The sequence below is a fragment of the Bacillus amyloliquefaciens DSM 7 = ATCC 23350 genome, from assembly GCF_000196735.1.
Lineage (GTDB): Bacteria > Bacillota > Bacilli > Bacillales > Bacillaceae > Bacillus > Bacillus amyloliquefaciens.
This window is the reverse complement of record NC_014551.1, coordinates 2,717,308-2,742,210: the sequence shown is the minus strand read 5'-3', so window position 1 is coordinate 2,742,210 and position 24,903 is coordinate 2,717,308. Positions and strand designations below refer to the sequence as shown.

25 protein-coding genes and 1 other annotated feature are annotated in these 24,903 nt (G+C 48.3%); of the genes, 20 read left to right on the top strand and 5 right to left on the bottom strand.

What is annotated here, in order from left to right; all coding sequences use genetic code 11:
* The first annotated feature begins 47 nt into the window (after positions 1 to 47).
* The 6 genes from lrgA (at position 48) to BAMF_RS34055 (ending at position 3,003) form a co-directional block, all read left to right on the top strand.
* Positions 48 to 488, top strand: coding sequence for an antiholin-like murein hydrolase modulator LrgA (gene lrgA / locus BAMF_RS34080; RefSeq protein ID WP_013353137.1), 441 nt, complete (start codon positions 48 to 50; stop codon positions 486 to 488).
* 12 nt (positions 489 to 500) lie between these two features.
* The gene (lrgB, locus tag BAMF_RS34075) at positions 501 to 1,184 is read left to right on the top strand and encodes an antiholin-like protein LrgB (RefSeq protein WP_013353136.1); all 684 of its coding nucleotides are present in this window, start codon (positions 501 to 503) and stop codon (positions 1,182 to 1,184) included.
* 180 nt (positions 1,185 to 1,364) lie between these two features.
* Positions 1,365 to 1,495, top strand: a sequence feature (ribosomal protein L20 leader region).
* Positions 1,496 to 1,553: 58 nt separating this feature from the next.
* A complete protein-coding gene (gene infC / locus BAMF_RS34070) occupies positions 1,554 to 2,075 on the top strand; it encodes a translation initiation factor IF-3 (RefSeq protein WP_010886591.1) in 522 nt (173 codons plus the stop codon).
* A 12-nt stretch (positions 2,076 to 2,087) separates the two neighbouring features.
* The gene (rpmI, locus tag BAMF_RS34065) at positions 2,088 to 2,288 is read left to right on the top strand and encodes a 50S ribosomal protein L35 (RefSeq protein WP_003152493.1); all 201 of its coding nucleotides are present in this window, start codon (positions 2,088 to 2,090) and stop codon (positions 2,286 to 2,288) included.
* A gap of 31 nt (positions 2,289 to 2,319) precedes the next feature.
* The gene (gene rplT / locus BAMF_RS34060; RefSeq protein WP_003152495.1) at positions 2,320 to 2,679 is read left to right on the top strand and encodes a 50S ribosomal protein L20; all 360 of its coding nucleotides are present in this window, start codon (positions 2,320 to 2,322) and stop codon (positions 2,677 to 2,679) included.
* A gap of 57 nt (positions 2,680 to 2,736) precedes the next feature.
* On the top strand, positions 2,737 to 3,003 hold the full coding sequence (locus BAMF_RS34055; RefSeq protein WP_013353135.1) for a DUF1294 domain-containing protein: 267 nt from the start codon (positions 2,737 to 2,739) through the stop codon (positions 3,001 to 3,003).
* Between the two features lie 13 nt (positions 3,004 to 3,016).
* Here BAMF_RS34055 and BAMF_RS34050 read toward each other — a convergent pair whose 3' ends face one another.
* On the bottom strand, positions 3,017 to 3,409 hold the full coding sequence (locus tag BAMF_RS34050) for a hypothetical protein (protein ID WP_013353134.1): 393 nt from the start codon (positions 3,407 to 3,409) through the stop codon (positions 3,017 to 3,019).
* Between the two features lie 182 nt (positions 3,410 to 3,591).
* On the opposite strand from BAMF_RS34050, the gene BAMF_RS34045 reads away from it, so the two are divergent.
* From BAMF_RS34045 to cstA, 12 genes are all read left to right on the top strand, one after another.
* Positions 3,592 to 4,677: a M42 family metallopeptidase gene (locus BAMF_RS34045; RefSeq protein WP_013353133.1), complete on the top strand. Its 1,086-nt coding sequence runs from the start codon at positions 3,592 to 3,594 to the stop codon at positions 4,675 to 4,677.
* Positions 4,678 to 4,815: 138 nt separating this feature from the next.
* The gene (locus BAMF_RS34040; RefSeq protein WP_013353132.1) at positions 4,816 to 5,781 is read left to right on the top strand and encodes a glycoside hydrolase family 43 protein; all 966 of its coding nucleotides are present in this window, start codon (positions 4,816 to 4,818) and stop codon (positions 5,779 to 5,781) included.
* A gap of 178 nt (positions 5,782 to 5,959) precedes the next feature.
* Positions 5,960 to 7,453, top strand: a complete 1,494-nt coding sequence (gene araA, locus BAMF_RS34035; protein WP_014470808.1) for an L-arabinose isomerase — start codon at positions 5,960 to 5,962, stop codon at positions 7,451 to 7,453.
* A 1-nt stretch (position 7,454) separates the two neighbouring features.
* On the top strand, positions 7,455 to 9,140 hold the full coding sequence (araB, locus tag BAMF_RS34030; protein ID WP_013353130.1) for a ribulokinase: 1,686 nt from the start codon (positions 7,455 to 7,457) through the stop codon (positions 9,138 to 9,140).
* Positions 9,133 to 9,822, top strand: coding sequence for an L-ribulose-5-phosphate 4-epimerase (araD, locus tag BAMF_RS34025; RefSeq protein ID WP_013353129.1), 690 nt, complete (start codon positions 9,133 to 9,135; stop codon positions 9,820 to 9,822). The genes araB and araD overlap by 8 nt, the downstream gene beginning before the upstream one ends.
* Positions 9,800 to 10,606, top strand: coding sequence for an HAD-IIA family hydrolase (locus BAMF_RS34020; protein ID WP_373419132.1), 807 nt, complete (start codon positions 9,800 to 9,802; stop codon positions 10,604 to 10,606). The genes araD and BAMF_RS34020 overlap by 23 nt, the downstream gene beginning before the upstream one ends.
* Positions 10,603 to 11,787, top strand: a complete 1,185-nt coding sequence (locus BAMF_RS34015) for a sn-glycerol-1-phosphate dehydrogenase (RefSeq protein ID WP_013353127.1) — start codon at positions 10,603 to 10,605, stop codon at positions 11,785 to 11,787. The genes BAMF_RS34020 and BAMF_RS34015 overlap by 4 nt, the downstream gene beginning before the upstream one ends.
* 30 nt (positions 11,788 to 11,817) lie before the next feature.
* Positions 11,818 to 13,113 (top strand): ABC transporter substrate-binding protein, encoded by a 1,296-nt coding sequence (locus BAMF_RS34010; RefSeq protein WP_013353126.1) that lies wholly within the window; start codon positions 11,818 to 11,820, stop codon positions 13,111 to 13,113.
* Between the two features lie 39 nt (positions 13,114 to 13,152).
* Positions 13,153 to 14,094: a carbohydrate ABC transporter permease gene (locus tag BAMF_RS34005; protein ID WP_013353125.1), complete on the top strand. Its 942-nt coding sequence runs from the start codon at positions 13,153 to 13,155 to the stop codon at positions 14,092 to 14,094.
* An 18-nt stretch (positions 14,095 to 14,112) separates the two neighbouring features.
* A complete protein-coding gene (locus BAMF_RS34000; protein WP_038463275.1) occupies positions 14,113 to 14,940 on the top strand; it encodes a carbohydrate ABC transporter permease in 828 nt (275 codons plus the stop codon).
* Positions 14,941 to 14,956: 16 nt separating this feature from the next.
* A complete protein-coding gene (gene arfA / locus BAMF_RS33995) occupies positions 14,957 to 16,456 on the top strand; it encodes an arabinosylfuranosidase ArfA (RefSeq protein ID WP_013353123.1) in 1,500 nt (499 codons plus the stop codon).
* Positions 16,457 to 16,566: 110 nt separating this feature from the next.
* Positions 16,567 to 18,363 (top strand): carbon starvation protein CstA, encoded by a 1,797-nt coding sequence (gene cstA, locus BAMF_RS33990; RefSeq protein ID WP_013353122.1) that lies wholly within the window; start codon positions 16,567 to 16,569, stop codon positions 18,361 to 18,363.
* A 68-nt stretch (positions 18,364 to 18,431) separates the two neighbouring features.
* Here the strand turns inward: cstA and BAMF_RS33985 are convergent, their stop codons facing one another.
* The 4 genes from BAMF_RS33985 to sspI form a co-directional block, all read right to left on the bottom strand.
* Positions 18,432 to 19,760: a (Fe-S)-binding protein gene (locus BAMF_RS33985; protein ID WP_013353121.1), complete on the bottom strand. Its 1,329-nt coding sequence runs from the start codon at positions 19,758 to 19,760 to the stop codon at positions 18,432 to 18,434.
* Positions 19,757 to 21,169, bottom strand: a complete 1,413-nt coding sequence (gene glcD / locus BAMF_RS33980) for a glycolate oxidase subunit GlcD (protein WP_013353120.1) — start codon at positions 21,167 to 21,169, stop codon at positions 19,757 to 19,759. Before glcD ends, BAMF_RS33985 begins: the two co-directional genes overlap by 4 nt.
* Positions 21,170 to 21,268: 99 nt before the next feature.
* Complete coding sequence (locus BAMF_RS33975) at positions 21,269 to 22,354, bottom strand: CdaR family transcriptional regulator (RefSeq protein ID WP_013353119.1); 1,086 nt, start codon at positions 22,352 to 22,354, stop codon at positions 21,269 to 21,271.
* A 60-nt stretch (positions 22,355 to 22,414) separates the two neighbouring features.
* Entirely contained in the window at positions 22,415 to 22,630 is a 216-nt protein-coding gene (gene sspI, locus BAMF_RS33970; protein WP_013353118.1) for a small acid-soluble spore protein SspI, read from the bottom strand.
* A 120-nt stretch (positions 22,631 to 22,750) separates the two neighbouring features.
* Between sspI and BAMF_RS33965 the strand changes: the two genes are divergently transcribed.
* Both BAMF_RS33965 and pheS read left to right on the top strand, forming a co-directional pair.
* On the top strand, positions 22,751 to 23,497 hold the full coding sequence (locus BAMF_RS33965) for a TrmH family RNA methyltransferase (RefSeq protein WP_014470805.1): 747 nt from the start codon (positions 22,751 to 22,753) through the stop codon (positions 23,495 to 23,497).
* Between the two features lie 360 nt (positions 23,498 to 23,857).
* Positions 23,858 to 24,892, top strand: coding sequence for a phenylalanine--tRNA ligase subunit alpha (pheS, locus tag BAMF_RS33960; protein WP_014470804.1), 1,035 nt, complete (start codon positions 23,858 to 23,860; stop codon positions 24,890 to 24,892).
* The last annotated feature ends 11 nt before the right edge of the window (positions 24,893 to 24,903 follow it).

The following is a 24,903-nucleotide window of genomic DNA, read 5'->3' as shown; positions in this document are numbered from 1 at the left end:
GGTGTCTCTTTTATAATGGACCTAACAAAGAGAAAGAGGTGAAGAAAATGAGTGCGAAAAAAGTGTACGGATTTCTGACACAAGCATTTATTTTTGCCGTAATTATGCTCATATCTAATGGGATTGCAGCGATTGTCCCCATTCCTATACCCGCTTCTGTAGTAGGTTTGGTGTTATTATTTGTCCTCTTATGTCTGAAAGTGATTAAGCTTGAACAAGTAGAAACGCTGGGAACATCATTAACGTCACTGATCGGATTTTTATTTGTCCCGTCGGGCATCTCCGTGATGAATTCACTTGGCGTCATGCAGCAGTACGGCGTGCAGATCGCACTCGTCATCTTACTCGCCACCATCATTCTGTTAGGGGCGACGGGTCTTTTTTCTCAGCTGATTCTGTCTGTCAGCCAAAAACGTCAGAAGGAAACTTCGGCTGATAAACAAACGGTGCGCCGTTCCAATCAAGAAAATGAACTTGTGCAGCATTAGGAGGGAAAACAGATGAGTCCATATTTCGGTATTGTCGTTTCACTTGCAGCATTCGGCATCGGCACGTATTTATTTAAAAAAACGAAAGGCTTTTTCCTCTTCACCCCGCTGTTTGTCGCGATGGTGCTCGGCATCCTTTTTCTGAAGCTCGGCGGTTTTTCATATGAAGATTATAAAAGCGGCGGAGACATTATTAAGTTCTTCCTGGAGCCCGCGACGATCGCTTTTGCCATTCCTTTATACAAACAGCGTGACAAGCTGAAAAAATACTGGTGGCAGATCATGTCTTCAATTATTGTCGGCTCTGTCTGCTCAGTCACGATAGTATATTTGATCGCAAAAGGCATTCAGCTTGACGCGGCCGTTATGAAAAGCATGCTTCCTCAGGCGGCGACAACGGCAATTGCCCTTCCGCTGTCAAAAGGGATCGGCGGCATCACCGACATCACCGCTTTCGCCGTCATTTTCAACGCCGTGATCGTCTATGCCCTGGGCGCTCTGTTCTTAAAAATGTTTAAAGTGAAGCACCCGATCTCTAAAGGACTGGCTCTCGGCACATCAGGTCACGCACTTGGTGTTGCGGTCGGTATTGAGATGGGAGAGGTAGAAGCGGCAATGGCAAGTATCGCGGTTGTCGTCGTAGGAGTGGTGACGGTGCTGGTCATTCCGGTATTCGTTCAGCTCATCGGTGGATAAGCCCCGGGTCATAGACCCGGTTTTTTTATTGTCCGGCACATCAAAGGTTGCAAAGAACAAAATTTCACATTTTTCCTTGCGCTTACCCCGGCACCGTGTTAAAATGAAAAAGTTGATCCGGATAAGTCATTCTTGACTAATGTTCCGGTATTGTGTAGAATAGTTACTGAATTGAATATAAATCACAAGCAGAGGCACCCGCTTCTCACCTGATTGACACATTCATGTAGTTGGCAGGTTGACCGTACATTTTTATTTATGCAGATGTTCGTAGTGTGGGTGTGTTATCATGCCCGCACTTTTTGTTTGCCTGCAGAATGCAGTCAAAAAGCGTTGTGAATCAATTCGAAGAAACTATGGAGGTGGCTCATTATTAGCAAAGATCAATTGGTTAATGAGGGTATCCGTGCACGTGAAGTCCGTTTAATCGGGCAAAATGGCGATCAGCTCGGCATCAAGTCCCGTCAGGAAGCACTTGAAATCGCCGGCCGCGCAAATCTTGACCTTGTGTTAGTTGCAGCAAATGCAAAACCGCCTGTCTGCCGTATCATGGACTACGGAAAGTTCCGATTCGAGCAGCAGAAAAAGGAAAAAGAAGCACGTAAGAATCAAAAAATCATTAACTTAAAAGAAGTTCGGTTAAGTCCGACGATCGATGAGCATGACTTTAACACGAAATTGCGCAATGCGATTAAATTCCTTGAAAAAGGCGATAAAGTGAAAGCTTCTATCCGCTTTAAAGGGCGCGCAATCACTCATAAAGAAATCGGCCAGCGCGTATTGGACCGTTTCTCTGAAGCATGTGCGGAAGTTGCGACAGTCGAAACAAAACCAAAAATGGACGGCCGCAGCATGTTCTTAATGCTCGCGCCGAAAAACGAAAAGCAATAAGGAGGAAATCCCATGCCAAAAATGAAAACTCACCGCGGATCTGCTAAACGTTTTAAAAAGACAGGTTCTGGGAAGTTAAAACGTTCTCATGCATATACAAGTCACTTATTCGCCAACAAATCCCAAAAGCAAAAGCGTAAGCTTCGCAAGGGTGCTATTGTAAGCGCAGGAGACTTCAAACGCATTAAACAACAGCTTGCCAACATCAAGTAATCGGACAAGGAACAATTAGGAGGGAAATCTAATGCCAAGAGTAAAAGGCGGAACTGTTACACGTAAGCGTCGTAAAAAGGTTCTTAAATTAGCAAAAGGTTATTTCGGTTCAAAACATACATTATACAAAGTAGCAAACCAGCAGGTCATGAAATCTGGAAACTATGCATTCCGTGACCGTCGTCAGAAAAAACGTGATTTCCGTAAGCTTTGGATCACTCGTATCAACGCTGCTGCACGTATGAACGGTCTTTCTTACAGCCGTTTAATGCACGGTCTTAAGCTTTCAGGTATCGAAGTAAACCGTAAAATGCTTGCTGATCTTGCTGTAAACGATCTTACTGCTTTCAATCAGCTTGCTGATGCTGCTAAAGCTCAGTTAGACAAGTAAGTTGAAAAAGCCGCTCTCTTTCCGGGGAGCGGTTTTTTACGTAAAGGGTGACAATCAATGGCTTTCTTCATTTATGCGGTATTGATAAACGGATACGGCTTTTGGATTATGGGCGCTGATAAAAGAAGAGCAAAAGCGCGCAGGTGGAGAATCTCAGAGAAGCGGATATGGCTCACAGCCGCTATGTTCGGCTCGCTCGGCGTATGGATCGGCATGCGCGCCTTCAGGCATAAGACGAAGCACAAATCTTTTTTATACGGGGTGCCGATGCTTTTTCTCGCCGAAGCCGCCCTTGTGCTGATCTATTTGATGTATAAAAAATAAAAAGCAGGAGAGCTCAGCGCTCGCCTGCTTTTTTTGCTTTTTTGATGGGCTGGTCCCAATCAATCTTGCAATTGGGGTACCGCTCCAATACCTTTCTCTCGACTTCTTCATAATCATCTGCAGAAAAGCTGCTCAGCTTTTCCGGAGTCTCGGTCCACACGAATATCGTATGAATAAACAGCGGATGATCTTTGGAGGGGATATGCTTCTCTCCTTCAAAGAGCACTCCTTTATAAGTAAGCTGGAGATTTTTACGCGTGTTTTTCTGTTCATCAATAAAATAAAAATTTTCTTTTGACTGCGCCAGTCTGAGCTTTCTTTTCGGATTTGCGTAGAATTTGACCGCCATGTAAATAAAATAAATAAGAAGTGCAAGCAAGACAATCCTGAATACTGTAATGGCCATATGTGTGAAGGCACCTCCTCACCTTTGTCATGATCTGATGTAATACGAAAAACAAAACAAAAGGTTTCATTTTTTTAAAAAGAAATATATAAAACATTTACCCGTTTTTCAGGCGAATTAATCGTATGCTTCAGCATTGGTTCTGTATAATAAGAAGGGTAGTAAAAAAAGGAGGTTTATTGATGACAAAATTAGATGAAACGCTCACCATGCTGAAAGCGTTAACGGACGCAAAAGGGATACCGGGAAATGAGAGAGAAGTAAGACAAGTGATGAAATCATACATAGAACCATTTGCCGATGAAGTCACAACAGACCGGCTGGGAAGCCTAATCGCTAAAAAAACCGGCAAAGAAAACGGTCCGAAAATCATGATTTCAGGGCATTTAGACGAAGTCGGTTTTATGGTGACGCAAATCACTGATAAAGGTTTCCTCCGTTTTCAAACCGTCGGCGGCTGGTGGTCTCAGGTAATGCTGGCCCAGCGTGTCACCGTCGTTACAAAAAAAGGGGACATCACTGGGATCATCGGTTCGAAGCCGCCTCATATTTTACCGCCTGACGCCAGAAAAAAAGCCGCTGATATTAAAGAGATGTTCATCGATATCGGCGCATCCAGCCGTGAAGAAGCGATGGAATGGGGCGTTCTTCCGGGGGACCAGGTTGTGCCGTATTTTGAATTTACAGTGATGAACAATGAAAAACATTTATTGGCGAAAGCATGGGACAACCGCATCGGCTGTGCGATAGCCATTGATGTATTAAAAAATCTGAAAAACAGCGATCATCCGAATGAAGTATACGGTGTGGGAACGGTTCAGGAAGAAGTCGGGCTTCGCGGAGCTAAAACAGCGGCGCATACCATCCAGCCTGATATCGCATTCGGTGTGGATGTCGGAATTGCCGGAGATACACCGGGAATTTCTGAAAAAGAGGCGCAAAGCAAAATCGGTGAAGGGCCGCAAATAATTCTGTATGACGCGTCAATGGTATCTCACAAAGGCCTGCGCGATCTTGTCGTGAATACGGCGGAAGAAGCTGGTATCCCGTATCAATTCGATTCCATTGCCGGAGGAGGGACGGATTCAGGTTCCATTCATTTAACCGCGAATGGAGTGCCGGCGCTGTCCATTACAATCGCAACGCGCTACATCCACACTCATGCCGCTATTTTGCATCGGGATGATTACGAGAATACGGTAAAACTGATCACAGAAGTGATTAAAAAATTGGACCGGGAAACGGTTGACCGTATTACATATCAATAAAGATACGGAAGAATCTGCTTTTTTAAGCAGATTCTTTTTTTTGTCTGTACAAATATGAGCCCTGCGGCTACAATAAGAAAGACACAGAAAAATCTGACAACGTATTTTGTAAGCGCTTAAAAAGGGAGGGGTTATGAAATGAAAAACAGATTCAAACGCTTGATCCGCTTTTCGTGCGCAGCCGTTACAGCCGGGCTGCTGCTGATGTCTTCATCTCCGGCATCTGCCGCGTTTTGGGGGGCATCAAATGAATTGCTTCACGATCCGACGATGGCGAAAGAAGGAAACACGTGGTACGCTTTCGGAACCGGTTTGGAAGGTGAGCGGGGGCTTCGTGTCTTAAAGGAGGGCAGCGGCGGCGTATGGACCGTTCAAAAATCAATCTTTACTTCCCCGCTGTCATGGTGGAGCAATTACGTGCCGAATTACGGGCTGAATCAATGGGCTCCCGATGTTCAATATTATAATGGAAAGTATTGGCTGTATTATGCCGTTTCTTCATTCGGCAAAAATACCTCCGCAATCGGTCTCGCTTCATCAACAAGTCTCAGCTCAGGAAACTGGAAGGATGAAGGGCTCGTCATCCGTTCGACAAGCGCAAATGATTACAATGCGATTGATCCGGAGCTGACAATTGATAAGGACGGAAACCCTTGGCTTGCTTTCGGTTCTTTCTGGAGCGGCATCAAGCTGACAAGGCTTGATAAAAACACAATGAAACCGACGGGATCACTTTACTCCATCGCTGCCAGGCCGAATAACGGCGGAGCTTTGGAAGCGCCGGCCATCACCTATCAGAACGGCTACTATTATTTAATGGTGTCATTTGATAAATGCTGTTCAGGCGTGAATAGTACGTACAAAATCGCTTATGGAAGATCCAAAAGCATCACCGGCCCATATCTTGATAAAAGCGGGAAAAGCATGTCAGAAGGCGGAGGCACAATTCTTGATTCCGGCAATGACCGCTGGAAAGGCCCGGGCGGTCAAGACATTGTGAACGGGAATATTTTAGTGCGCCATGCGTATGATGCCGAAGACAGCGGGATTCCGAAGATGCTCATCAATGATATCAACTGGAGTTCAGGCTGGCCTTCCTATTAATTGAGCAGCCGGGCATATGGTCCGGCTTTTTACTTGCAATAAAAGATTGACAGTTTGATTCCTCCTTAACTATAATGAAGTTGTTCGTACAAATAAAAGGATAGAAGTTTTATATTTTATATTCGTACGTATATTTTTAAATGCGAGCGCCTTATTTTGATGGGAAGGGGAAATGAATGTGCTTCAGAACAAGGAATATGAATTTTGGTTTATAACGGGAAGCCAGCACTTATATGGAGAGGAAACACTTCAGCTTGTCGATAAACATGCAAAAGGGATATGTGACGGTCTCAGCGGGGTGTCATCAAGATATAAGATCAGGCATAAACCGGTTGTCACGTCATCTGAAACAATCAGAGAGGTTTTGCGGGAAGCACAGTATCAAGAAAACTGCGCCGGGGTCGTGACGTGGATGCATACATTTTCTCCCGCGAAAATGTGGATTGAAGGTCTTTCCGCCTTTCAAAAGCCGATGCTTCATCTGCATACCCAATATCACCGCGATATCCCGTGGGAAACGATTGATATGGATTTTATGAACAGCAACCAATCCGCTCACGGAGACCGGGAATACGGATATATCCAGTCAAGAATGGGGCAGACGAGAAAAATCATTGCGGGCTATTGGGATGATGAGGAAGTCAAACGCGACATTTCACAATGGATGAACACTGCTGCCGCTTGGAATGAAAGCAGGCATATTAAAGTAGCCCGGTTCGGCGACAATATGCGGAATGTAGCCGTTACTGACGGAGACAAAGTCGGCGCTCACATTCAATTCGGCTGGCAGGTAGACGGATACGGAATCGGCGATCTTACCGAAGTGATGAACAGCGTCACTGATGCTGAAATGGAAGCGCTTTATGAAGAATACGACAAGTTGTATGTCATCAGCGACGAAACGAAACAGGATGAAGCAAAAGTTTCTTCTATTAAAGAACAGGCGAAAATCGAACTCGGATTAACAGCCTTTCTTGAGCGGGGCGGATATACGGCGTTTACGACTTCCTTTGAGGTGCTGCACGGAATGAAGCAGCTTCCGGGGCTTGCCGTTCAGCGTCTTATGGAAAAAGGGTACGGATTTGCGGGCGAAGGCGATTGGAAAACGGCTGCCCTGGTGCGGATGATGAAAATAATGGCGGACGGACAACAAACCTCCTTCATGGAAGATTATACGTACCATTTTGAACCGGGCCGTGCGATGATTCTCGGATCACATATGCTTGAAGTATGCCCGACAGTCGCTCTCGATCAGCCGAAAATCGAAGTACACCCTCTCTCAATCGGAGGCAAAGAAGACCCTGCCCGGCTGGTCTTTAACGGAATCGGCGGTTCAGCCATCATCGCCAGCATCATTGATATCGGAGGGCGGTTCCGTCTCGTTCTGAATGAAGCGGAAGGCAGGGAAATTGATCACGACATGCCGAATCTCCCTGTGGCGCGGTTGCTGTGGAAGCCTGAGCCATCGCTGAAAACAGCTGCGGAAGCATGGATTTTGGCGGGAGGCGCTCATCATACCTGCATGTCTTTCCGGCTTACGGCTGAACAGATGCTTGATTGGGCCGAGATGGCGGGCATTGAAAGCATCTTTATTTCCCGCAATACTGAAATACGCGAGCTGAAAAAAGAGCTGAAATGGAATGACGTATTATACCGGTTGGGAGGGATTTGATATGGCGTATACGATTGGTGTCGATTTCGGCACATTGTCAGGCCGCGCGGTGCTCGTCAATGTCCGGACAGGGGAGGAAATCGCATCCGCTGTAAAAGAATACACTCATGCCGTCATCGACCGTACGCTGCCGAAGACGGGAGAAAAACTTCCTCGGGACTGGGCGCTTCAGCATCCAGCCGATTATATCGAAGTTCTGAAAACGGCGATTCCGAGTCTGCTTCAGCAGACGGGCACTGACCCGAAAGACGTGATCGGCTTAGGAATTGATTTTACCGCCTGCACCATCTTGCCGGTAGACGGATCGGGACAGCCGCTCTGCATGCTGCCGGAATTTGAACGGGAGCCTCACAGTTATGTGAAGCTGTGGAAGCATCATGCGGCTCAAAAATATGCGGACCGTTTAAACCGTATAGCCGAGGACACAAATGAAACATTTCTCAAAAGATACGGCGGAAAAATTTCTTCTGAATGGATGATCCCGAAAATCATGCAAATCGCGGAAGAAGCGCCGCATATATACGAGGCGGCAGACCGGATTGTGGAAGCGGCAGACTGGATCGTCTATCAATTGTGCGGTTCATTGAAGCGAAGCAACTGTACGGCCGGTTACAAAGCAATCTGGAATGACGAGACGGGGTATCCGCCGGATCATTTTTTCGAAAGGCTCAATCCTTTAATGAAAACGATTACAAAGGATAAATTAAGCGGAACCATTTATTCAGTCGGGGAAAAGGCAGGCGGGCTGACCGAAAAAATGGCGGAGCTGACCGGGCTTCTGCCGGGGACGGCCGTTGCCGTAGCCAATGTCGACGCACACGTGTCAGTGCCGGCGGTCGGCATTACAAAACCGGGGAAAATGCTGATGATCATGGGAACGTCCACCTGTCACGTGCTGCTTGGCGAGGAAGAACATATCGTCCCCGGTATGTGCGGAGTCGTAAATAACGGCATCTTGCCCGGATATGCGGGATATGAAGCGGGGCAGTCCTGTGTCGGCGACCACTTTGAATGGTTTGTCAAAACGTGTGTTCCGAGGGACTATGAGAAGGAAGCGGAGGATAAACACATAGACATTCACGAGCTTTTAAGCTTAAAAGCGGCTGAGCTTATTCCGGGGGAAAGCGGCCTTCTCGCGCTTGACTGGTGGAACGGAAACCGGTCAACCTTAGTGGACGCCGATTTGACGGGTATGATGCTTGGCATGACGCTGCACACGAAGCCGGAAGAAATCTACAGGGCATTGATTGAAGCGACGGCTTTCGGAACGAGGATGATTATCGAAACGTTCCGGGATAACGGTGTTCCGGTCGAAGAGCTTTACGCAGCCGGAGGAATCGCTGAAAAAAATCCTTTTATCATGCAGATTTATGCAGATATCACAAATATGGAGATTAAATTATCCGGGTCTCCGCAGGCGCCTGCACTGGGTTCCGCGATTTTCGGAGCGCTCGCTGCGGGACGGGAAAACGGAGGTTTCTCCAATATTGCTGAAGCCTGCGCACATATGGGGAAATTAAAAGACGCCTCTTATGTCCCGAATCGCGAAAGAGCTGAGATTTATGACAGCTTATATGCGGAATATAAAGAGCTCGTTCACTACTTCGGCAAAGAAAACAATGTCATGAAACGCCTGAAAGCCATTAAAAACCGTGAGTTCGTGAAAGGGGAGAGCCGCTATGCTTGAAGCGTTAAAAGAAGAAGTGCTCGCCGCCAATCTGAAGCTTGAGGAACATAACCTTGTCACGTTTACATGGGGAAATGTCAGCGGCATCGACCGAGAGAGCGGGAGAATCGTCATTAAACCGAGCGGTGTCGATTACAGTGAGCTGACCGCAGACAAACTGGTCGTCCTGAATGAGGACGGAGACATTCTGGAAGGCTCGCTGAAGCCGTCTTCTGACACGCCGACTCATCTTTATCTGTATAAAGCTTTTCCGGCTATCGGCGGAATCGTTCATACACATTCCCGCTGGGCGACGAGCTGGGCACAGTCAGGCAGGGACATTCCCGCGCTCGGAACGACTCACGCGGATTATTTTGAAAGCGCTATACCTTGCACGAGGGAAATGTATGAAGAAGAGATTGTAAAAGATTACGAATATCATACAGGCAAAGTCATAGCTGAAACCTTTCAAAATGAACCGTATGAACAAAATCCGGGTGTCCTCGTCCACAGTCACGGTCCGTTCTGCTGGGGAAAGGACGCGTTGAATGCCCTGCATAACGCCGTAGTGCTCGAAACAGTGGCGGAAATGGCCTACCATTCGCTCATGCTGAACAAACAGCTCAGTCCGATCGACAGAGTGCTGCATGATAAGCACTTTTACAGAAAACACGGGGCGAATGCTTATTATGGCCAAACTTGACGCATCCGGGTTTCTGATTGATTTAGACGGAACCGTATTCAGGGGGCAGGAGCTGATTGACGGCGCAGCAGAAGCCATTCACACCCTTCAGTCACTGGGCAAATCCGTTGTCTTTTTAAGCAACCGCGGCAATTTATCAAGGGCAATGTGCCGGAAGAAACTTCTCGGTGCCGGCATCCGGACGGATGAACGGAGCATCGTGCTGTCCTCCAGTGTGACGGCATCATTTTTAAAGAAGCATTATCCTTTGTCAAAGGTGTGGGTGTTAGGAGAGAAAGGGCTGACTGATGAACTCGCTTTAGCTGGTGTCGCCATGGCGCAAAAACCGCAGGCGGCAGACTGGCTTGTCATCTCCCTGCATGAAACCGTCACCTATGAGGATCTGAATCTCGCTTTTAAAGCAGCTTCCTCCGGCGCGCGCATCATCGCCACGAATCGGGACAGATCCTTTCCGAATGAAGGCGGCCATGCCATGGATGTCGCGGGAATGATCGGGGCCATTGAAGCATCTGCCGGAGCAAAAACGGAGCTTGTCATCGGCAAACCGTCTTGGCTGATGGCTGAAGCAGCATGTAAAGCGCTCGGGCTTCCTCCGGGAGAATGCGCCATTATCGGAGACAGTCTCGAATCAGATATCGCAATGGGCAGGCTGTACGGAATGAAAAGCGTACTGGTTCTGACTGGATCGGCCAAACTCGGGGAGCCCCGTCTTTATGAACCTGACATCGTACTCGGTTCTATTAAAGATCTGACAGAATTAGCGAAGGAGGGAATCCTTTTATGAAACTTTCTCCGGCGGACATTCAATCCGAGTTTGACAGAGAAGGGGGCAGCCGCTCGCCTATTCAAATAGAAGATATCGTGATCGGAGCGACTGCAAAAGAAGAACTTCTCAGATTTCTGCAAAAAAAATGCTGGAAACATCCGGTGATCGTCTGTGATCGGAACACTTACGAGGCAGCGGGACGGGTGCTTGCTGACGAATTGAAGGCCGGCGGGGTTAAAGCGGCAAAGCTCATCATTCCGGAGCATGAAGCCGGGACCGCTGCGGCTGATGAGAGGACACTGGTCTATACGCTGATCAATATCGCGGAAGAGACGGATGTAATCATTGCGGCCGGTTCAGGGACGATTCACGATATTACACGGTTTGCCGCCTATCAGCGCGGTTTGCCGTTTATATCATTCCCCACCGCTCCGTCAGTCGACGGTTTTACATCGGCGGGAGCGCCGCTCATATTAAACGGAATCAAAACGACGATTCAAACGAAAGCGCCGATCGCCCTCTTTGCGGATACGAATCTTTTAAAAGACGCGCCCCGTTCAATGACAGCCGCGGGATTCGGCGACATGCTCGGAAAAATAACATCGCTGGCAGATTGGGAGATATCCCGCAGGCTTGCAGATGAGCCATACTCAGAAGCAGGGGCGAAGCTTGTGAAAGACGCGCTTTGGCAGTGCATTGATCACCGCGCTGGCATTGCCGCGGGGACAGAGACCGGCATTGAGATACTGATGGAAGCGCTGATCGTTTCGGGCCTTGTCATGCTTGCCCTTGATCACTCCCGTCCCGCCTCAGGAGGAGAGCATCACATCTCGCATTGGATTGAGATGGAAATGCTGAAGACAAAACAGCCTCCGATTCTCCACGGTGCGAAGGTGGGATGCGCCTGCGCGGTGCTGAGTGATATTTACAAAGAACTGGCTTGTCACGAAAAGCTTGCAGAACTGCCGCCGAACTTTCGCAAGGCGATTCAATCAGCATATGAGGGGCTTCCTGACGGCAAAACAATTGCCGGGTGGCTCACATCTGCGGGAGGTCCAGCCTGTTTCGATGAAATCGGTGTCAAGAAGGAACTTGTCTGCGACGCGCTTAAGCATGCGCACACACTGAGAGACCGTTATACCGGTTTGACCATCATAAATGAACATGCAGCGCTCTTTGCACATCATTTGCTTCAATAGCCGCGCGGCCTAAAGTGGAGGGGGGATGACATGAAAAAAACGACCGCTGTATGTTTGGTGGTGATGATGCTCTTATTGTTTACCGCCGGCTGTTCAAAAGAACGGGCTGCCGGCCGGCCGGGAGAAACGGAGCTGACTTTTTGGACGTTTAACGGACTGCACGAACAGTTCTATCAGGAAATGGTCAAAGAATGGAATCAAAAATACCCGGAGCGCAAAATTAAGCTGAATACCGTTGTTTATCCTTATGGACAAATGCATGATAATCTATCTGTTTCGCTGATCGCGGGTGAGGGGCTTCCCGATATAGCTGACGTGGAATTAAGCCGGTTCTCGAACTTTCTGAAAGGAAAGGATATCCCGCTTGCCGATCTGACTCCGCTGATTGAAAAAGACCGCGATAAGTTTGTGGAGGCGCGTCTTGCCCTATACAGCAAAAACGGCAAATTGTACGGCCTTGATACACATGTGGGGACGACCGTCATGTTTTACAACATGGATATCATGAAAAAAGCGGGCGTTGATCCTGCCTCCATTAAGACATGGGAGGATTACCGGCGGGCAGGGAAAAAAGTGCGCGAAATTACGGGAAAACCGATGGGAACGGTTGAAACAAATGACTCCGCCACATTCCTTTCCATGATTTCGCAGCAGGGATCAGGCTACTTCAGCAAAAACGGCAAATTGATTCTGAACAGTAAAACGAATATAGACACATTGAATTACTTAAAGGACATGGTAAATGATAAAACCCTTCTGCCGGCTCCCGGCGGCGGCCATCACAGCGAAGAATACTACGGTTTTATGAATCAGAGCGGGGCGGCGTCAGTGCTGATGCCCATTTGGTACATGGGGCGGTTTATCGATTATATGCCTGACTTAAAAGGGAAAATGGCGATTTACCCTATGCCGGCCTGGAAAGAAGGCGGTGACCGATCAGCGGGCTTGGGCGGAACAGCCACCGTCGTGCCGAAACAGGCTGAACATCTGGAGCTCGCGAAAGAATTTCTCGGATTTGCGAAAGGTTCAAAGGAAGGAAATATTAAGCTGTGGACGGTGCTCGGCTTTGATCCGCTCCGCTGGGACGTGTGGAATTCAAAAGAATTGAAGGAGAAAAACAAGTACACTGATTTCTTCCGGAACGGTACGTCCATTTTTTCCTCACTCCTTGAGATAAAAGATGAGATCAATCCGATTTATCTGCATGAAGACTTCTCTAAAGCGGCTGATCTCGTAGTCAGACAGGTGCTGTTCGATGCGCTTAAGACGCAGGAAAAAACACCTGAGGAAGCCTTGGACGAGGCGGCACAGCAATTGGAAAAATAAGAAGCCGCCCAATTTAACAGAGAAAGCGGGGGAGCTTTTATGAGACCTGTAAAGACAGAGTCAGCGCAAACCGTTTCTGCAGTCCGGAGAGAGCCGCGCCGGCGCAATGTGCTGTATTCAAAAAAAGCGGCGCCTTATCTATTTACGGCGCCTTTTATCATTTCGTTTCTCGTCTTCTTTTTGTATCCGATCATCAGTGTGTTTATCATGAGTTTTCAGCGGATACTGCCGGGAGAAGTTACATTTGTCGGGTTTTCCAATTATACCGCTCTTCTTAATCCAACCTTTTATACCGCATTATTCAATACATTGGAATATACCTTCTGGACGCTCGTCGTGCTGATTCCGGTGCCGCTTCTTTTAGCGGTGTTTCTGAATTCGAAGCTCGTCATGTTCAGAAATGTATTTAAATCGGCACTGTTTATACCGGCTTTAACATCGACAATCGTAGCGGGCATTATATTCCGGCTGATGTTCGGAGAAATGAATACATCGCTGGCAAATGAGCTGATGATCAAGCTCGGCGCATCGCCCCAAAACTGGCTCAACAACAAAGGAACCGGGATGTTTTTAATGGTGCTCCTTGCATCATGGAGATGGATGGGCATTAACATTCTTTATTTTTTGGCCGGATTGCAGAACGTGCCGAAAGAATTATATGAAGCCGCTGAAATTGACGGGGCGAGTACGTGGAAAAAGTTCCGGCATATTACTCTCCCGTTTTTGAAGCCGGTGTCCGTTTATGTGTTAACGATCAGTATTATCGGCGGGTTCAGAATGTTTGAGGAAAGCTATGTGCTTTGGCAGAATAATTCCCCGGGCAATATCGGCCTTACGCTTGTCGGTTATTTATATCAGCAGGGGCTTGCGTATAACGAAATGGGGTACGGTGCCGCAATCGGAATTGTCCTTTTGCTCATCATCTTACTGGTCAGCCTTGTCTCGCTGAAACTGTCCGGTTCGTTTAAAGGGGAGGGATAAGCGGTGCGTCACAATCACATGTCTCTTGTGTACAGAGTTGCGTTTACCTTGTTTTTTATCATGCTGAGCCTGCTGTATATCTTTCCGTTGCTCTGCCTGCTGCTCGGTTCATTAAAGCCGTCATCTGAGCTGATGCGCATCGGGCTGAATCTGCGTCTTGATCCGGATGTGATGAGCCTTGATAACTACACGTATTTGTTCCACGGGGGAAGCATTTATTTTAAGTGGTTTTTTAACAGCCTGCTGCTCGGCGTTCTCACCACGGTTCTCACGCTGTTTTTTTCCTCTATGATCGGCTACGGACTCGGTGTCTACGAGTTTAAAGGCAGAAATGTTATTTTCGTTCTTGTGCTGATCATTATGATGGTGCCTCTTGAAGTGATGATGCTTCCGTTATTTAAACTGACGGTGGGCCTTCATTTGATCGATTCTTATACGGGGGTGATTCTGCCGTTTATCGTGTCGCCTGTCGCCGTGTTCTTTTTCAGGCAATACGCGCTCGGCCTTCCGAAGGATCTGCTTGATTCAGCGAGAATGGACGGCTGCACGGAATTCGGAATTTTCTTCAGAATTATGGCGCCGCTTATGAAACCGGCATTCGGAGCAATGATCATTCTCCAATCTTTAAACAGCTGGAATAACTTTTTATGGCCGCTGATTGTGCTTCGGTCGAAAGAAATGTTTACGCTTCCAATCGGGCTTTCAGGGCTGCTGAGTCCGTACGGCAATAACTATGACATGCTGATCTCCGGTTCCGTTTTTGCGATACTGCCGGTCATCATCATATTCTTGTTTTTCCAAAAATACTTCATTTCCGGCCTGACAGTCGGCGGAGTGAAGGGATAGAGAGGGAGGAAACATAATGAAAAAAGCGGGAATTACGGTAGATAAAGAATATATCATCGGAGAAGTGGACAAACGGATTTACGGTTCATTTATAGAACATATGGGCCGGGCGGTGTATGAAGGCATTTATGAGCCCGGACACCCGAAAGCCGACCAGGACGGTTTCAGAACAGATGTACAGGAGCTGATCAAGGAATTGCAGGTGCCCTTCATCCGCTATCCGGGAGGGAATTTTCTCTCCGGCTATAATTGGGAAGACGGCGTCGGACCTGTGAAGGACCGCCCGCGAAGGCTTGATCTGGCATGGCAGACGACAGAAACGAACGAAGTCGGGACGAATGAATTTTTAACGTGGGCAAAAAAAGTGAATGCCGAAGTGAATATGGCGGTCAATCTCGGGACGAGAGGAATCGACGCCGCCAGGAACCTCGTCGAATACTGCAACCATCCTGAAGGGTCATACTGGAGCGATTTACGAAAATCGCATGGGTATGAGAAACCTTACGGCATAAAAACATGGTGCTTAGGAAATGAGATGGACGGCCCTTGGCAGATCGGGCATAAAACGGCGCACGAATACGGGCGGCTCGCCGCTGAAACGGCAAAGGTAATGAAATGGACGGACCCGACGATTGAATTGGTGGCTTGCGGAAGCTCAAACAGCGGCATGCCGACCTTTATCGAGTGGGAAGCGGAGGTGCTGGAGCATACGTACGAGCATGTGGATTACATCTCACTGCATACGTATTACGGCAACCATGAAAATGATCTTGAAAATTATTTGGCGAAGTCCATGGATTTAGACCATTTTATCAAATCTGTAACAGCCGTATGTGATTATATGAAAGCGAAAAAGCGCAGCAAAAAAACGATTCAGCTTTCATTAGATGAATGGAATGTGTGGTATCACTCAAATGAAGCGGATAAAAAAGTGGAACCGTGGATTACGGCCCGGCCGATTCTTGAAGACATCTACAATTTTGAAGATGCGCTGTTGATCGGCTCATTGCTGATTACGATGCTGCAGCATGCGGACAGACTAAAGAGCGCCTGTCTCGCCCAGCTTGTCAACGTGATTGCGCCTATCATGACAGAAAAGGGCGGAGAAGCGTGGAGGCAGCCGATCTTTTACCCTTACATGCACGCCTCTGTCTATGGAAGAGGGACTTCAATGAAGCTGCTGGTGACCTCCCCGAAATACGACTCCGCGGATTTTACGGATGTACCGTATGTTGATGCCGCCGCCGTTTACCATGAAGAGGATGAAACCCTGACCATTTTTGCCGTCAACAAAAGCAAGGAACTGATGGAAACGGAGATAAAGCTCAGAGGATTTGAAAATTACCGCATCATTGAGCATATCGTGCTCGAGCATCAGGATATGAAAGCGACCAATCAAAAAAACAGAAAACAAGTCATTCCGCACGCGAACGGGACATCTTCCGCAAGCGCCGAAGGAATAACGGCTCATTTTACGCCGCTGTCCTGGAATGTCATCCGTTTATCAGGAAAATAATGTTCCGAAAAGCCGGCGACAAAGCCCGGCTTTTTTTACGCAAAAAATCATCTCCTGTTATTTGATAATTGTGATAATATTCAGAAAAAGAGAAAAGGGGCTGGGATTAAATGAATGCGATTACAATCGTCATAGCGTCTATATGTATTTTGGCGATCGCCTATCGGCTTTACGGTACTTTTATGATGGTCAAAGTATTAAAAATCAATGATCAGACACCGACTCCGGCCCATGTGCTTGAGGACGGGAAAGATTATGTGCCGACGAATAAATGGGTGTCATTCGGCCACCACTTTGCGGCAATCGCTGCCGCCGGCCCGCTTGTCGGACCGATTCTGGCGGCACAGTTCGGCTATCTGCCCGGGCTTTTATGGCTGTTAATCGGGGCGGTGATCGGAGGAGCCGTGCATGATATTGTCGTATTGTTTGCATCGATGCGTAAAAACGGAAAAACGCTTTCTGAAGTCGCCAAAGAAGAGCTTGGTCCGGTGGCGGGATTTTGCACTGGTCTTTCCATGCTGTTTATCATTACGATCACGATGGCGGGGCTGTCGATGGTTGTGCTCCATGCGCTTGAGCAAAACCCGTGGGGAACGTTTGCGGTAGGGATTACGATTCCGATCGCCATGGGGGTCGGCGTCTACTATAAAAAAACGGGCAATCTCAAACTTGCATCAACTGTCGGTTTTCTTTTGCTGATGGCCGGTGTTGTGATCGGGCCGTGGCTGCAAACAACGGCTCTCGGCGACATGCTGACATTGGATGCGAAAACACTCGCGGTGGCGCTTCCCGTCTATGCATTTTTCGCCGCGGCGCTTCCGGTTTGGCTTTTGCTTGCCCCGCGTGACTATTTAAGCAGTTTTATGAAAATCGGGGTTTTTGCCGCATTAATCGCAGGTGTCTTTTTCGTAAATCCAGCCGTTCAATTCCCGGCAGTGACAGAGTTTATTCACGGCGGCGGACCGGTGATCGCGGGTCCTGTCTGGCCGTTTATTTCAATAACGATTGCCTGCGGCGCCATTTCAGGCTTTCATGCATTTGTCGGTTCCGGCACAACCCCGAAAATGCTTGATAAATGGAGTGATATAAAGCCTGTTGCTTTCGGAGCGATGCTTGTTGAATGTCTCGTCGGAATCATGGCGCTTATTGCTGCTGCCGCTCTCGAGCCTGCCGACTATTTTGCCATTAACAGCACGCCTGAAATATTCCGCACGCTCGGGATGAATGTCATCCACCTGCCTGAATTGAGCAAAGGAATCGGGCTCAGTCTGGAAGGAAGGACGGGAGGCGCTGTTACACTTGCCGTCGGAATGACTTATATTTTTACGGAAATTCCTTTTTTTAGTCATTTGGCTTCATATTTCTTTCAATTTGTCATTATGTTTGAAGCGGTGTTTATTTTAACGGCGATTGATGCGGGAACCCGTGTCGCCCGCTATTTGATTCAGGAGTTTTTCGGAGAGGTATATAAGCCGCTGAAAAAAACAGATTGGCTGCCGGGCTCGATTTTCTCAAGCGCGCTCGCCTGCCTGCTGTGGGGCTATCTTCTGTATTCCGGCGACATCAGCTCCATTTGGGCGCTGTTCGGCGTGTCCAATCAGCTTATGGCTTCTGTCGGATTAATCATCGGTGCGACCGTCGTATTGAAAATAGCCGATAAGCGGCGCTATATGCTGACATGCCTGATTCCCCTCGCTTATTTGTACGTCACCGTCAACTATGCGGGGTATTGGATGGTGAGGTATGTGTATTTGAACCCCGAAGCGGCAGGATACAATGTGCTGAATGGTGTTTTATCCATTATCATGCTCATTCTCGGACTTGTGATTATCATTGCGGCTGTGAAGAAATGGGCAAACGTATGGCGTGATCCGAGTGCCAGACTGGAGGCTTCAATACCCGGATAAATCCGCCGCCGATCAGAACATTGCAGCATCATAAAAGCAGAGAGCCGATCGGTCTCTCTGCTTTCGGTTTAGGACAAATCCGCCGCTTCCAGAAGGTAATCCGCCAAATGTACCGCGCGGACACGGTCTGTTATGCCTTCACGCAAGATGCCGAGCTGCATTTGCAGAAGGCATCCGGGGTTGGCTGTCACGATGACGGCCGCTTCCGTTTTTCCGGCAGCTTTCATCTTGCTGTCTAATATTTTCATAGACATTTCTGATTCTGTTATATTATAAATTCCCGCCGACCCGCAGCAGCTGTCGGCCTTTTCCATTTCTCTGAACTCAGCCCCTTTAATGCTTTTCAAAAGCGTGCGCGGCTCTTCTGACGTATGCATCACATTGCGGAGATGGCAGGAGTCCTGATATGTGACGATATGAGGGGACCGCGCCCGTAGGTCCCTTTGATGGAACTTCAGTTCAACCAGTACGGATGAAAAATCTTTGAGCTTCCGGACGAATTGTTTTGCGCGCTCCGCCCATTCAGGTTCATCTTTTAGTAAATGCGGATATTCCTGAAGAAAGGCGCCGCATCCGCCGGCGTTTGTAATGATATAATCAGCGTCAAGCGCCTCAAAGGCCGCGATATTCCGCTTGGCGAGTTCTTTTCCCGTCTCTTTTTCTCCGCTGTGCCCGTGAAGCGCGCCGCAGCACGCCTGACCCTCCGGAACCGCGATTTCACATCCGGCCGCCTGTAACAGCGCAGTTGTCGCATGATTTGTCGCTAAAAACATCGTATCCATTAAGCAGCCCGAGAAAAAAGCGGCCCGTTTTTTAACGGAGCCCTCGGCAGGAAGAAAACGCGGCCGTTCCTTCATGTCTTTCCGTTTCGGGACGGGCGGAAGCACTTGTTCCATTGTGCGCAGATGCTCAGGCAAAACGCACAGCATACCGGTTTTTCTGACGGCGGCCTGCAATCCCGACCTTTGATATATCCCGAGAAGGTTTGCCGCTGTCTGCATGCGGTTTTGATGAGGGAAAAGCCCGGTAAAGGCGGCTTTCCGCAAAAGGCGTACGCCCGGCTTATGTTTTTTATTTTGATGAATGATATCCCTTGCTTCTTCAAGCAGCTGTCCGTAATTAACCCCTGCGGGACAAACGGGTTCGCATGCCCGGCATCCGAGACACAGCGAAAGTGAGCGCTCGACATCTTCATCCGGCTCGATCAGTCCGTCTGTGACGGCTTTCATCAGGGCGATCCGGCCGCGCGGCGAATGGGATTCTTGAAATCCCGATTCTATATAGGTCGGACAGGAAGGAAGACAGAAGCCGCAGCGCATACAGTTCAGCAATTCACCTTCATCCATCCGGCTTTTGAATTCTTTTTGAATTTGCTTCTGTTCTTTAGCTGTTGTCATTTCATCACCACCACGCGTTTCCTTGATGAATTGGCGAATATTTTGCCCGGATTCAGCAGGTTTTGGGGATCGAGCGCTTGTTTGATGGCTTTCATTGCGGTGATGCCTTCTGTTTTCAGCTTCATTTCTAAATACGGCGCTTTCACGATGCCGACCCCGTGTTCACCCGTTATCGTTCCGCCCAGCTCAATCGCTTTCTCAAAAATGGCGGCAAAGGCTTTTTCGACACGTTCCATTTCCTCTTTATTTCTGATATCGGTGGTGCACGTCGGATGAAGGTTGCCGTCGCCTGCATGGCCGAAAGTACAGATGGACAAGCCGTATGTTTCTGCAATCTCGTTAATGGCTCTGACCATGCTGGCAATTTGTGACCTGGGCACGGTCGCATCTTCCAGAATTGTTGTCGGTTTCAGTCTGGCAAGAGCTGATAATGCGGATCTTCTGGCCTCTGTAAGGGCGAATGCCTCCTCCTCGGTTTCAGCCGTTTGGACCGATGCGGCGGCTCCGTTTTTACAGATGGCTTCGATTTTTTCCATATCGCGTCTGACCGTATCGCTGTCACCGTCCTGTTCGATCAGCAGGACGGCTTTTGCGTCGGTCGGAAGCCCGATCTTGACGTAATCTTCAATGACCTGCAGTGTCGGCTGATCCAGAAATTCGAGTGTCGCTGGAATGATTTTTTCAGCAATAATGGCAGAAACAGATTCCGCAGCCGCTTCAATATGTTCATAGAGTGCGAGCAGCGTTTTTTTCGTTTCCGGCTTCGGAACAAGCTTTAAAGTCGCTTCGGTCACAATGCCGAGCGTTCCCTCAGATCCGACAAAAAGCCTTGTCAGATCATAACCTGCAACATCCTTTGTCAGCTTTCCGCCTGTGCGGATGATATCGCCTGATGCCAGGACCGCTTCAAGGCCGAGCACATAATCCCGGGTGACGCCGTACTTCAGTCCGCGCAGCCCGCCGGAATTTTCATTAATATTCCCGCCGATGGTCGATATTTTCATGCTGCTCGGATCAGGCGGATAAAATAAACCTTTTCGTTCCACCGCATGGATCATATCTTGCGTAATCACACCAGGCTGTACGGTTGCCGTCAAATTTTCTTCATCAATTTCGAGAATGCGGTTCATATGTTTGAATAAAAGAACAAGACCGCCTTCAGACGGACATGTGCCGCCGCATAAGTTTGTGCCTGAACCCCTCGGCACGATCGGAATGTCATACCTGCTGCAAATCGTTAGTATACGTGATACGTCATCCGCGCAGCGGGGGGCTATTACCGCATCCGGCATGGCCTGCAGCTGAGGGGCCGCATCGTACGAATACACAAGACGCCCCGCCGCCGAATCATCATAATTCTCCTCTCCGACCGCCAGAATGAACTGTTCCTTTGCCTCTCGTGAAATCATATTCTCCCAACCTCCCTGATTAGAAAAGCGTTTTCATTTAATTGTAAAGAAAAATGATTCCGCGCACTATGGAGAAACATATGAAAAATGACGATGAGATTACGTGTTTTTTGTATGTTGGTCTAAAAAGCGAAGCGCCAAATAAAAAGCCGTAATGTCTTCAGGGCGGTCAAGCTTCATATTTGTCAATGATTCCAGTTTGGAAAGACGGTAGCGCAATGTATTAATATGAATGTGCATGTCGCTAGCGGTGCGCTTTAACGATAATTGCCGGTTGAAAAAGGCGCGCAGCGTATCCAGAAGTTCTTCACGGCCGAGCACATGCTTGAGAACACGGCGTGAAAATTCCGACCGTGTGCCGGGCGCAATTTCGGCAAGACACATATCCAGTTTTAAATCTTCTTCAAAGACGGCCTGCTTGTCAGCAATGCCTGCCGAAAGAGCTTTCTCCGCCTGTCCGTATGATTCCGTGAGGCGCTCTCCCGGAACAATCCGACCGATGCCGGCCGTGACAGGCTGCCCAAAAACAGCGCCGATTCTTTTGATCAGCTGCTGTTTGGAACTTGAATTTGTTTCATGATTAATGAGAATGCGTTCATTTCCCCAGCGGACAAACAGGTCTTCAGGGCATTCGTTCTGCCAGATTCGCCTGAGCTCTTCTGCTTTATATTGCTTATAACGGTCTTGAATGAGTATGATCCGGCGGTGTGAATGCAGATCTGCGCCGAGGAGCTTTGCTTTTTCTATAAAGCCCGGGGACCATTCTTTTAACTGCAGCCAATCAACCATAAAAGATTCAAGCATTCTCGCACGCCACTGCGCTTCTTCCATGTGGCGCGTTTCTTTAATAAACAGCTCTGTCATTTTTCTGAGCAATTCTCCGAAAGGCAGGATATCGTCAGGGTTTCCTGTCAGACCGAATACTCCGATCACCTCATGACCCGAAAAAACGGGGAGGTTCAGTCCTGCTTTTACGCCCTCGAGCCGTTTTTCATCTTCTTTCGTGATGATGACATTCCGTTTTTCGCGCGCGCAGATCAGTGCGCCTTCATGAAAACATCCGGCGCGCGCTTCGTTGGTGCCGGCGATGATCATTCCTTTTGTATCGGCAATAATCACTTCGCGGCTGTACATGTGTTTGACTTCGGCAATCAATTTCTTTGCCAGTTCCGGCTGTAACTGCATGGCGATCCCCCTCGCCGTTATTATACAAAAAAACCGGGTGTGCCATCACCCGGTTCATGCTTATTGCGCAGGCTTTAATCCGCCTTCAAGTGTTTTGAGCATTTCATTTTTTTCTGATTCTGACGCATGCTGCCAAAGAACTTCGAATAATACGCCGAGGCCCGGAAGCATTTTTTCTTCACCGCTTTGGATGGCGTCAACGATAGTGTGCTCCAGCTGGTCTTGGTTATTGCCGGTTACATTGGCAATAACGGCGTTGCGTAAATTAAGATCCATTACAACCGCTCCTTTTTCCTGATTGTGATACGCATATTCTTACCGCGCACGCGGTTTATTATGTGCTGTTCTTGAGATATAATAACAACATGCATGAAAAAAGGAGAGCACAGAAATAAAGTGAAACGAATCGACTCTGCAAAAAACCAAAAAGTGAAGGACTGGAAAAAACTTCACACAAAAAAAGAGAGACTTAAAACGAATACATTTCTGATAGAAGGAGAGCATCTGGCAGAAGAAGCGCTCAAATCAAAGGGAACGGTAAAAGAAATTCTCGTAAAAGATGAGAGCGCCATCCCAGCCGATCTGGACATGAGCATTCCTTGTTATGTGCTGAGCGAAGACGCGTTTTCAGCCGTGACGGAAACGGAAACGCCGCAGCGGATCGCCGCAGTCTGCCATATGCCGGAAGAGAAGCCTGATCCGCTGAAGCGGCTCCTTCTGATTGATGCCGTGCAGGACCCGGGGAATTTAGGAACAATGATCAGAACGGCGGATGCGGCGGGTATCGACGCCGTTGTCCTTGGTGACGGGACGGCAGATCCATACAGCGGAAAAACGCTGCGTTCTGCCCAAGGATCTCACTTTCATATTCCCATTTTGAAACGTCCGCTTGATGAGTTTATCGATGAGCTGAAATCACAAGGTGTCGCGATCTACGGCACGGCGCTTGAAAACGGTGCGGTTTATCAAAGCGTGAAGCCTGAAGAATCGTTCGCGTTAATCGTCGGGAACGAGGGAGCGGGAGTGGACGCCGGCCTTCTGCAAAAAACAGATCTCAACCTGTATGTTCCGTTGTACGGACAGGCGGAATCGCTGAATGTGGCGGTAGCGGCCGCAATCCTCGTATATCATCTTAGAGGATAGGTTGCGCAAAGCCGCGAATTTCACTATAATAGATAGCAATAATGTAAAAACCGTGACAGAGGACGTCAATTTTTGCACACACTGCCTTCCAGGGAGAAAATGCCGCTGACTGAAAGCATTTTTATCGCAGCACAGAAATTGATTTTCACCTCTCGAGTTGTCACCGGGACCGCGCCAAACGCGCGTAAAGGTGAACCGGAACGATCGTTTCCGTTATGTCAATGAAGCTTTCGGCAGATGAAGTCTGCCTTAAAAAGGGTGGTACCGCGGCCACAACTCGTCCCTTCTCTAAGGGGCGGGTTTTTTTGTTTTCTGAAAAAGGCATAGAACGGTTTGGTTTACATAAAAGGAGGATGCATGATGGAAGAGAAGCTTAAACAGCTCGAACTGGAAGCTGCAGAAAAAGTAGAAGCGGCTGGTTCATTAAAAGAAGTTAACGATATTCGGGTGCAATATCTCGGAAAAAAAGGGCCGATTACAGAAGTTCTCCGCGGCATGGGCAAACTGTCCGCCGAAGAGCGCCCGAAAATGGGAGCCCTCGCCAATGAAGTGAGAGAGCGCATTGCAGCAGCCATAACGGCGAAAAATGAACAGCTTGAACAAGAAGAGATGAATAAAAAACTCAGCAGTCAGACGATTGATGTCACATTGCCTGGCAGTCCGGTAAACATCGGCGGACGCCATCCGCTGACGGTCGTTATTGAAGAAATTGAAGATTTATTTATCGGTATGGGATATACCGTAGAAGAAGGCCCTGAAGTGGAAACGGATTATTATAACTTCGAAGCGCTGAATCTGCCGAAGGAACATCCGGCCCGCGACATGCAGGACAGCTTTTACATTACAGAAGAAATGCTGATGAGAACGCAGACGTCACCGGTGCAGACACGCACGATGGAAAAACATAAAGGAAAAGGCCCCGTCAAAATCATTTGTCCCGGTAAAGTGTATCGCCGTGACAACGATGACGCGACACATTCCCATCAGTTCATGCAGATCGAGGGTCTCGTCGTGGACCGCAAAATCAGCATGAGCGACCTGAAAGGCACGCTTGAATTGGTCGCGAAAAAAATGTTCGGCCAAGACCGTGAAATCAGGCTCCGTCCGAGCTTCTTCCCATTCACAGAGCCTTCTGTCGAAGTGGATGTGACCTGCTTTAAGTGCGGCGGACAAGGCTGCTCCGTCTGCAAAAAAACAGGCTGGATCGAAATTCTCGGCGCCGGCATGGTTCACCCGAACGTGCTGAAAATGGCCGGGTTCAATCCTGAAGAGTACCAGGGTTTTGCTTTCGGAATGGGTGTTGAACGTATCGCGATGCTGAAATACGGCATTGAAGATATCCGCCATTTCTATACCAATGATGTCAGATTCATTTCGCAGTTTAAACAGGCGTAAGAGGAGGATAC

Coding starts and splice junctions, on each gene's coding strand:
- lrgA (WP_013353137.1), top strand. CDS start 48: ATGAGTGCGAAAAAAGTGTACGGATTTCTGACACAAGCATTTATTTTT.
- lrgB (WP_013353136.1), top strand. CDS start 501: ATGAGTCCATATTTCGGTATTGTCGTTTCACTTGCAGCATTCGGCATC.
- rpmI (WP_003152493.1), top strand. CDS start 2,088: ATGCCAAAAATGAAAACTCACCGCGGATCTGCTAAACGTTTTAAAAAG.
- rplT (WP_003152495.1), top strand. CDS start 2,320: ATGCCAAGAGTAAAAGGCGGAACTGTTACACGTAAGCGTCGTAAAAAG.
- BAMF_RS34055 (WP_013353135.1), top strand. CDS start 2,737: ATGGCTTTCTTCATTTATGCGGTATTGATAAACGGATACGGCTTTTGG.
- BAMF_RS34050 (WP_013353134.1), bottom strand. CDS start 3,409: ATGGCCATTACAGTATTCAGGATTGTCTTGCTTGCACTTCTTATTTAT.
- BAMF_RS34045 (WP_013353133.1), top strand. CDS start 3,592: ATGACAAAATTAGATGAAACGCTCACCATGCTGAAAGCGTTAACGGAC.
- BAMF_RS34040 (WP_013353132.1), top strand. CDS start 4,816: ATGAAAAACAGATTCAAACGCTTGATCCGCTTTTCGTGCGCAGCCGTT.
- araB (WP_013353130.1), top strand. CDS start 7,455: ATGGCGTATACGATTGGTGTCGATTTCGGCACATTGTCAGGCCGCGCG.
- araD (WP_013353129.1), top strand. CDS start 9,133: ATGCTTGAAGCGTTAAAAGAAGAAGTGCTCGCCGCCAATCTGAAGCTT.
- BAMF_RS34020 (WP_373419132.1), top strand. CDS start 9,800: ATGCTTATTATGGCCAAACTTGACGCATCCGGGTTTCTGATTGATTTA.
- BAMF_RS34015 (WP_013353127.1), top strand. CDS start 10,603: ATGAAACTTTCTCCGGCGGACATTCAATCCGAGTTTGACAGAGAAGGG.
- BAMF_RS34010 (WP_013353126.1), top strand. CDS start 11,818: ATGAAAAAAACGACCGCTGTATGTTTGGTGGTGATGATGCTCTTATTG.
- BAMF_RS34005 (WP_013353125.1), top strand. CDS start 13,153: ATGAGACCTGTAAAGACAGAGTCAGCGCAAACCGTTTCTGCAGTCCGG.
- BAMF_RS34000 (WP_038463275.1), top strand. CDS start 14,113: ATGTCTCTTGTGTACAGAGTTGCGTTTACCTTGTTTTTTATCATGCTG.
- arfA (WP_013353123.1), top strand. CDS start 14,957: ATGAAAAAAGCGGGAATTACGGTAGATAAAGAATATATCATCGGAGAA.
- cstA (WP_013353122.1), top strand. CDS start 16,567: ATGAATGCGATTACAATCGTCATAGCGTCTATATGTATTTTGGCGATC.
- BAMF_RS33985 (WP_013353121.1), bottom strand. CDS start 19,760: ATGACAACAGCTAAAGAACAGAAGCAAATTCAAAAAGAATTCAAAAGC.
- glcD (WP_013353120.1), bottom strand. CDS start 21,169: ATGATTTCACGAGAGGCAAAGGAACAGTTCATTCTGGCGGTCGGAGAG.
- BAMF_RS33975 (WP_013353119.1), bottom strand. CDS start 22,354: ATGCAGTTACAGCCGGAACTGGCAAAGAAATTGATTGCCGAAGTCAAA.
- sspI (WP_013353118.1), bottom strand. CDS start 22,630: ATGGATCTTAATTTACGCAACGCCGTTATTGCCAATGTAACCGGCAAT.
- pheS (WP_014470804.1), top strand. CDS start 23,858: ATGGAAGAGAAGCTTAAACAGCTCGAACTGGAAGCTGCAGAAAAAGTA.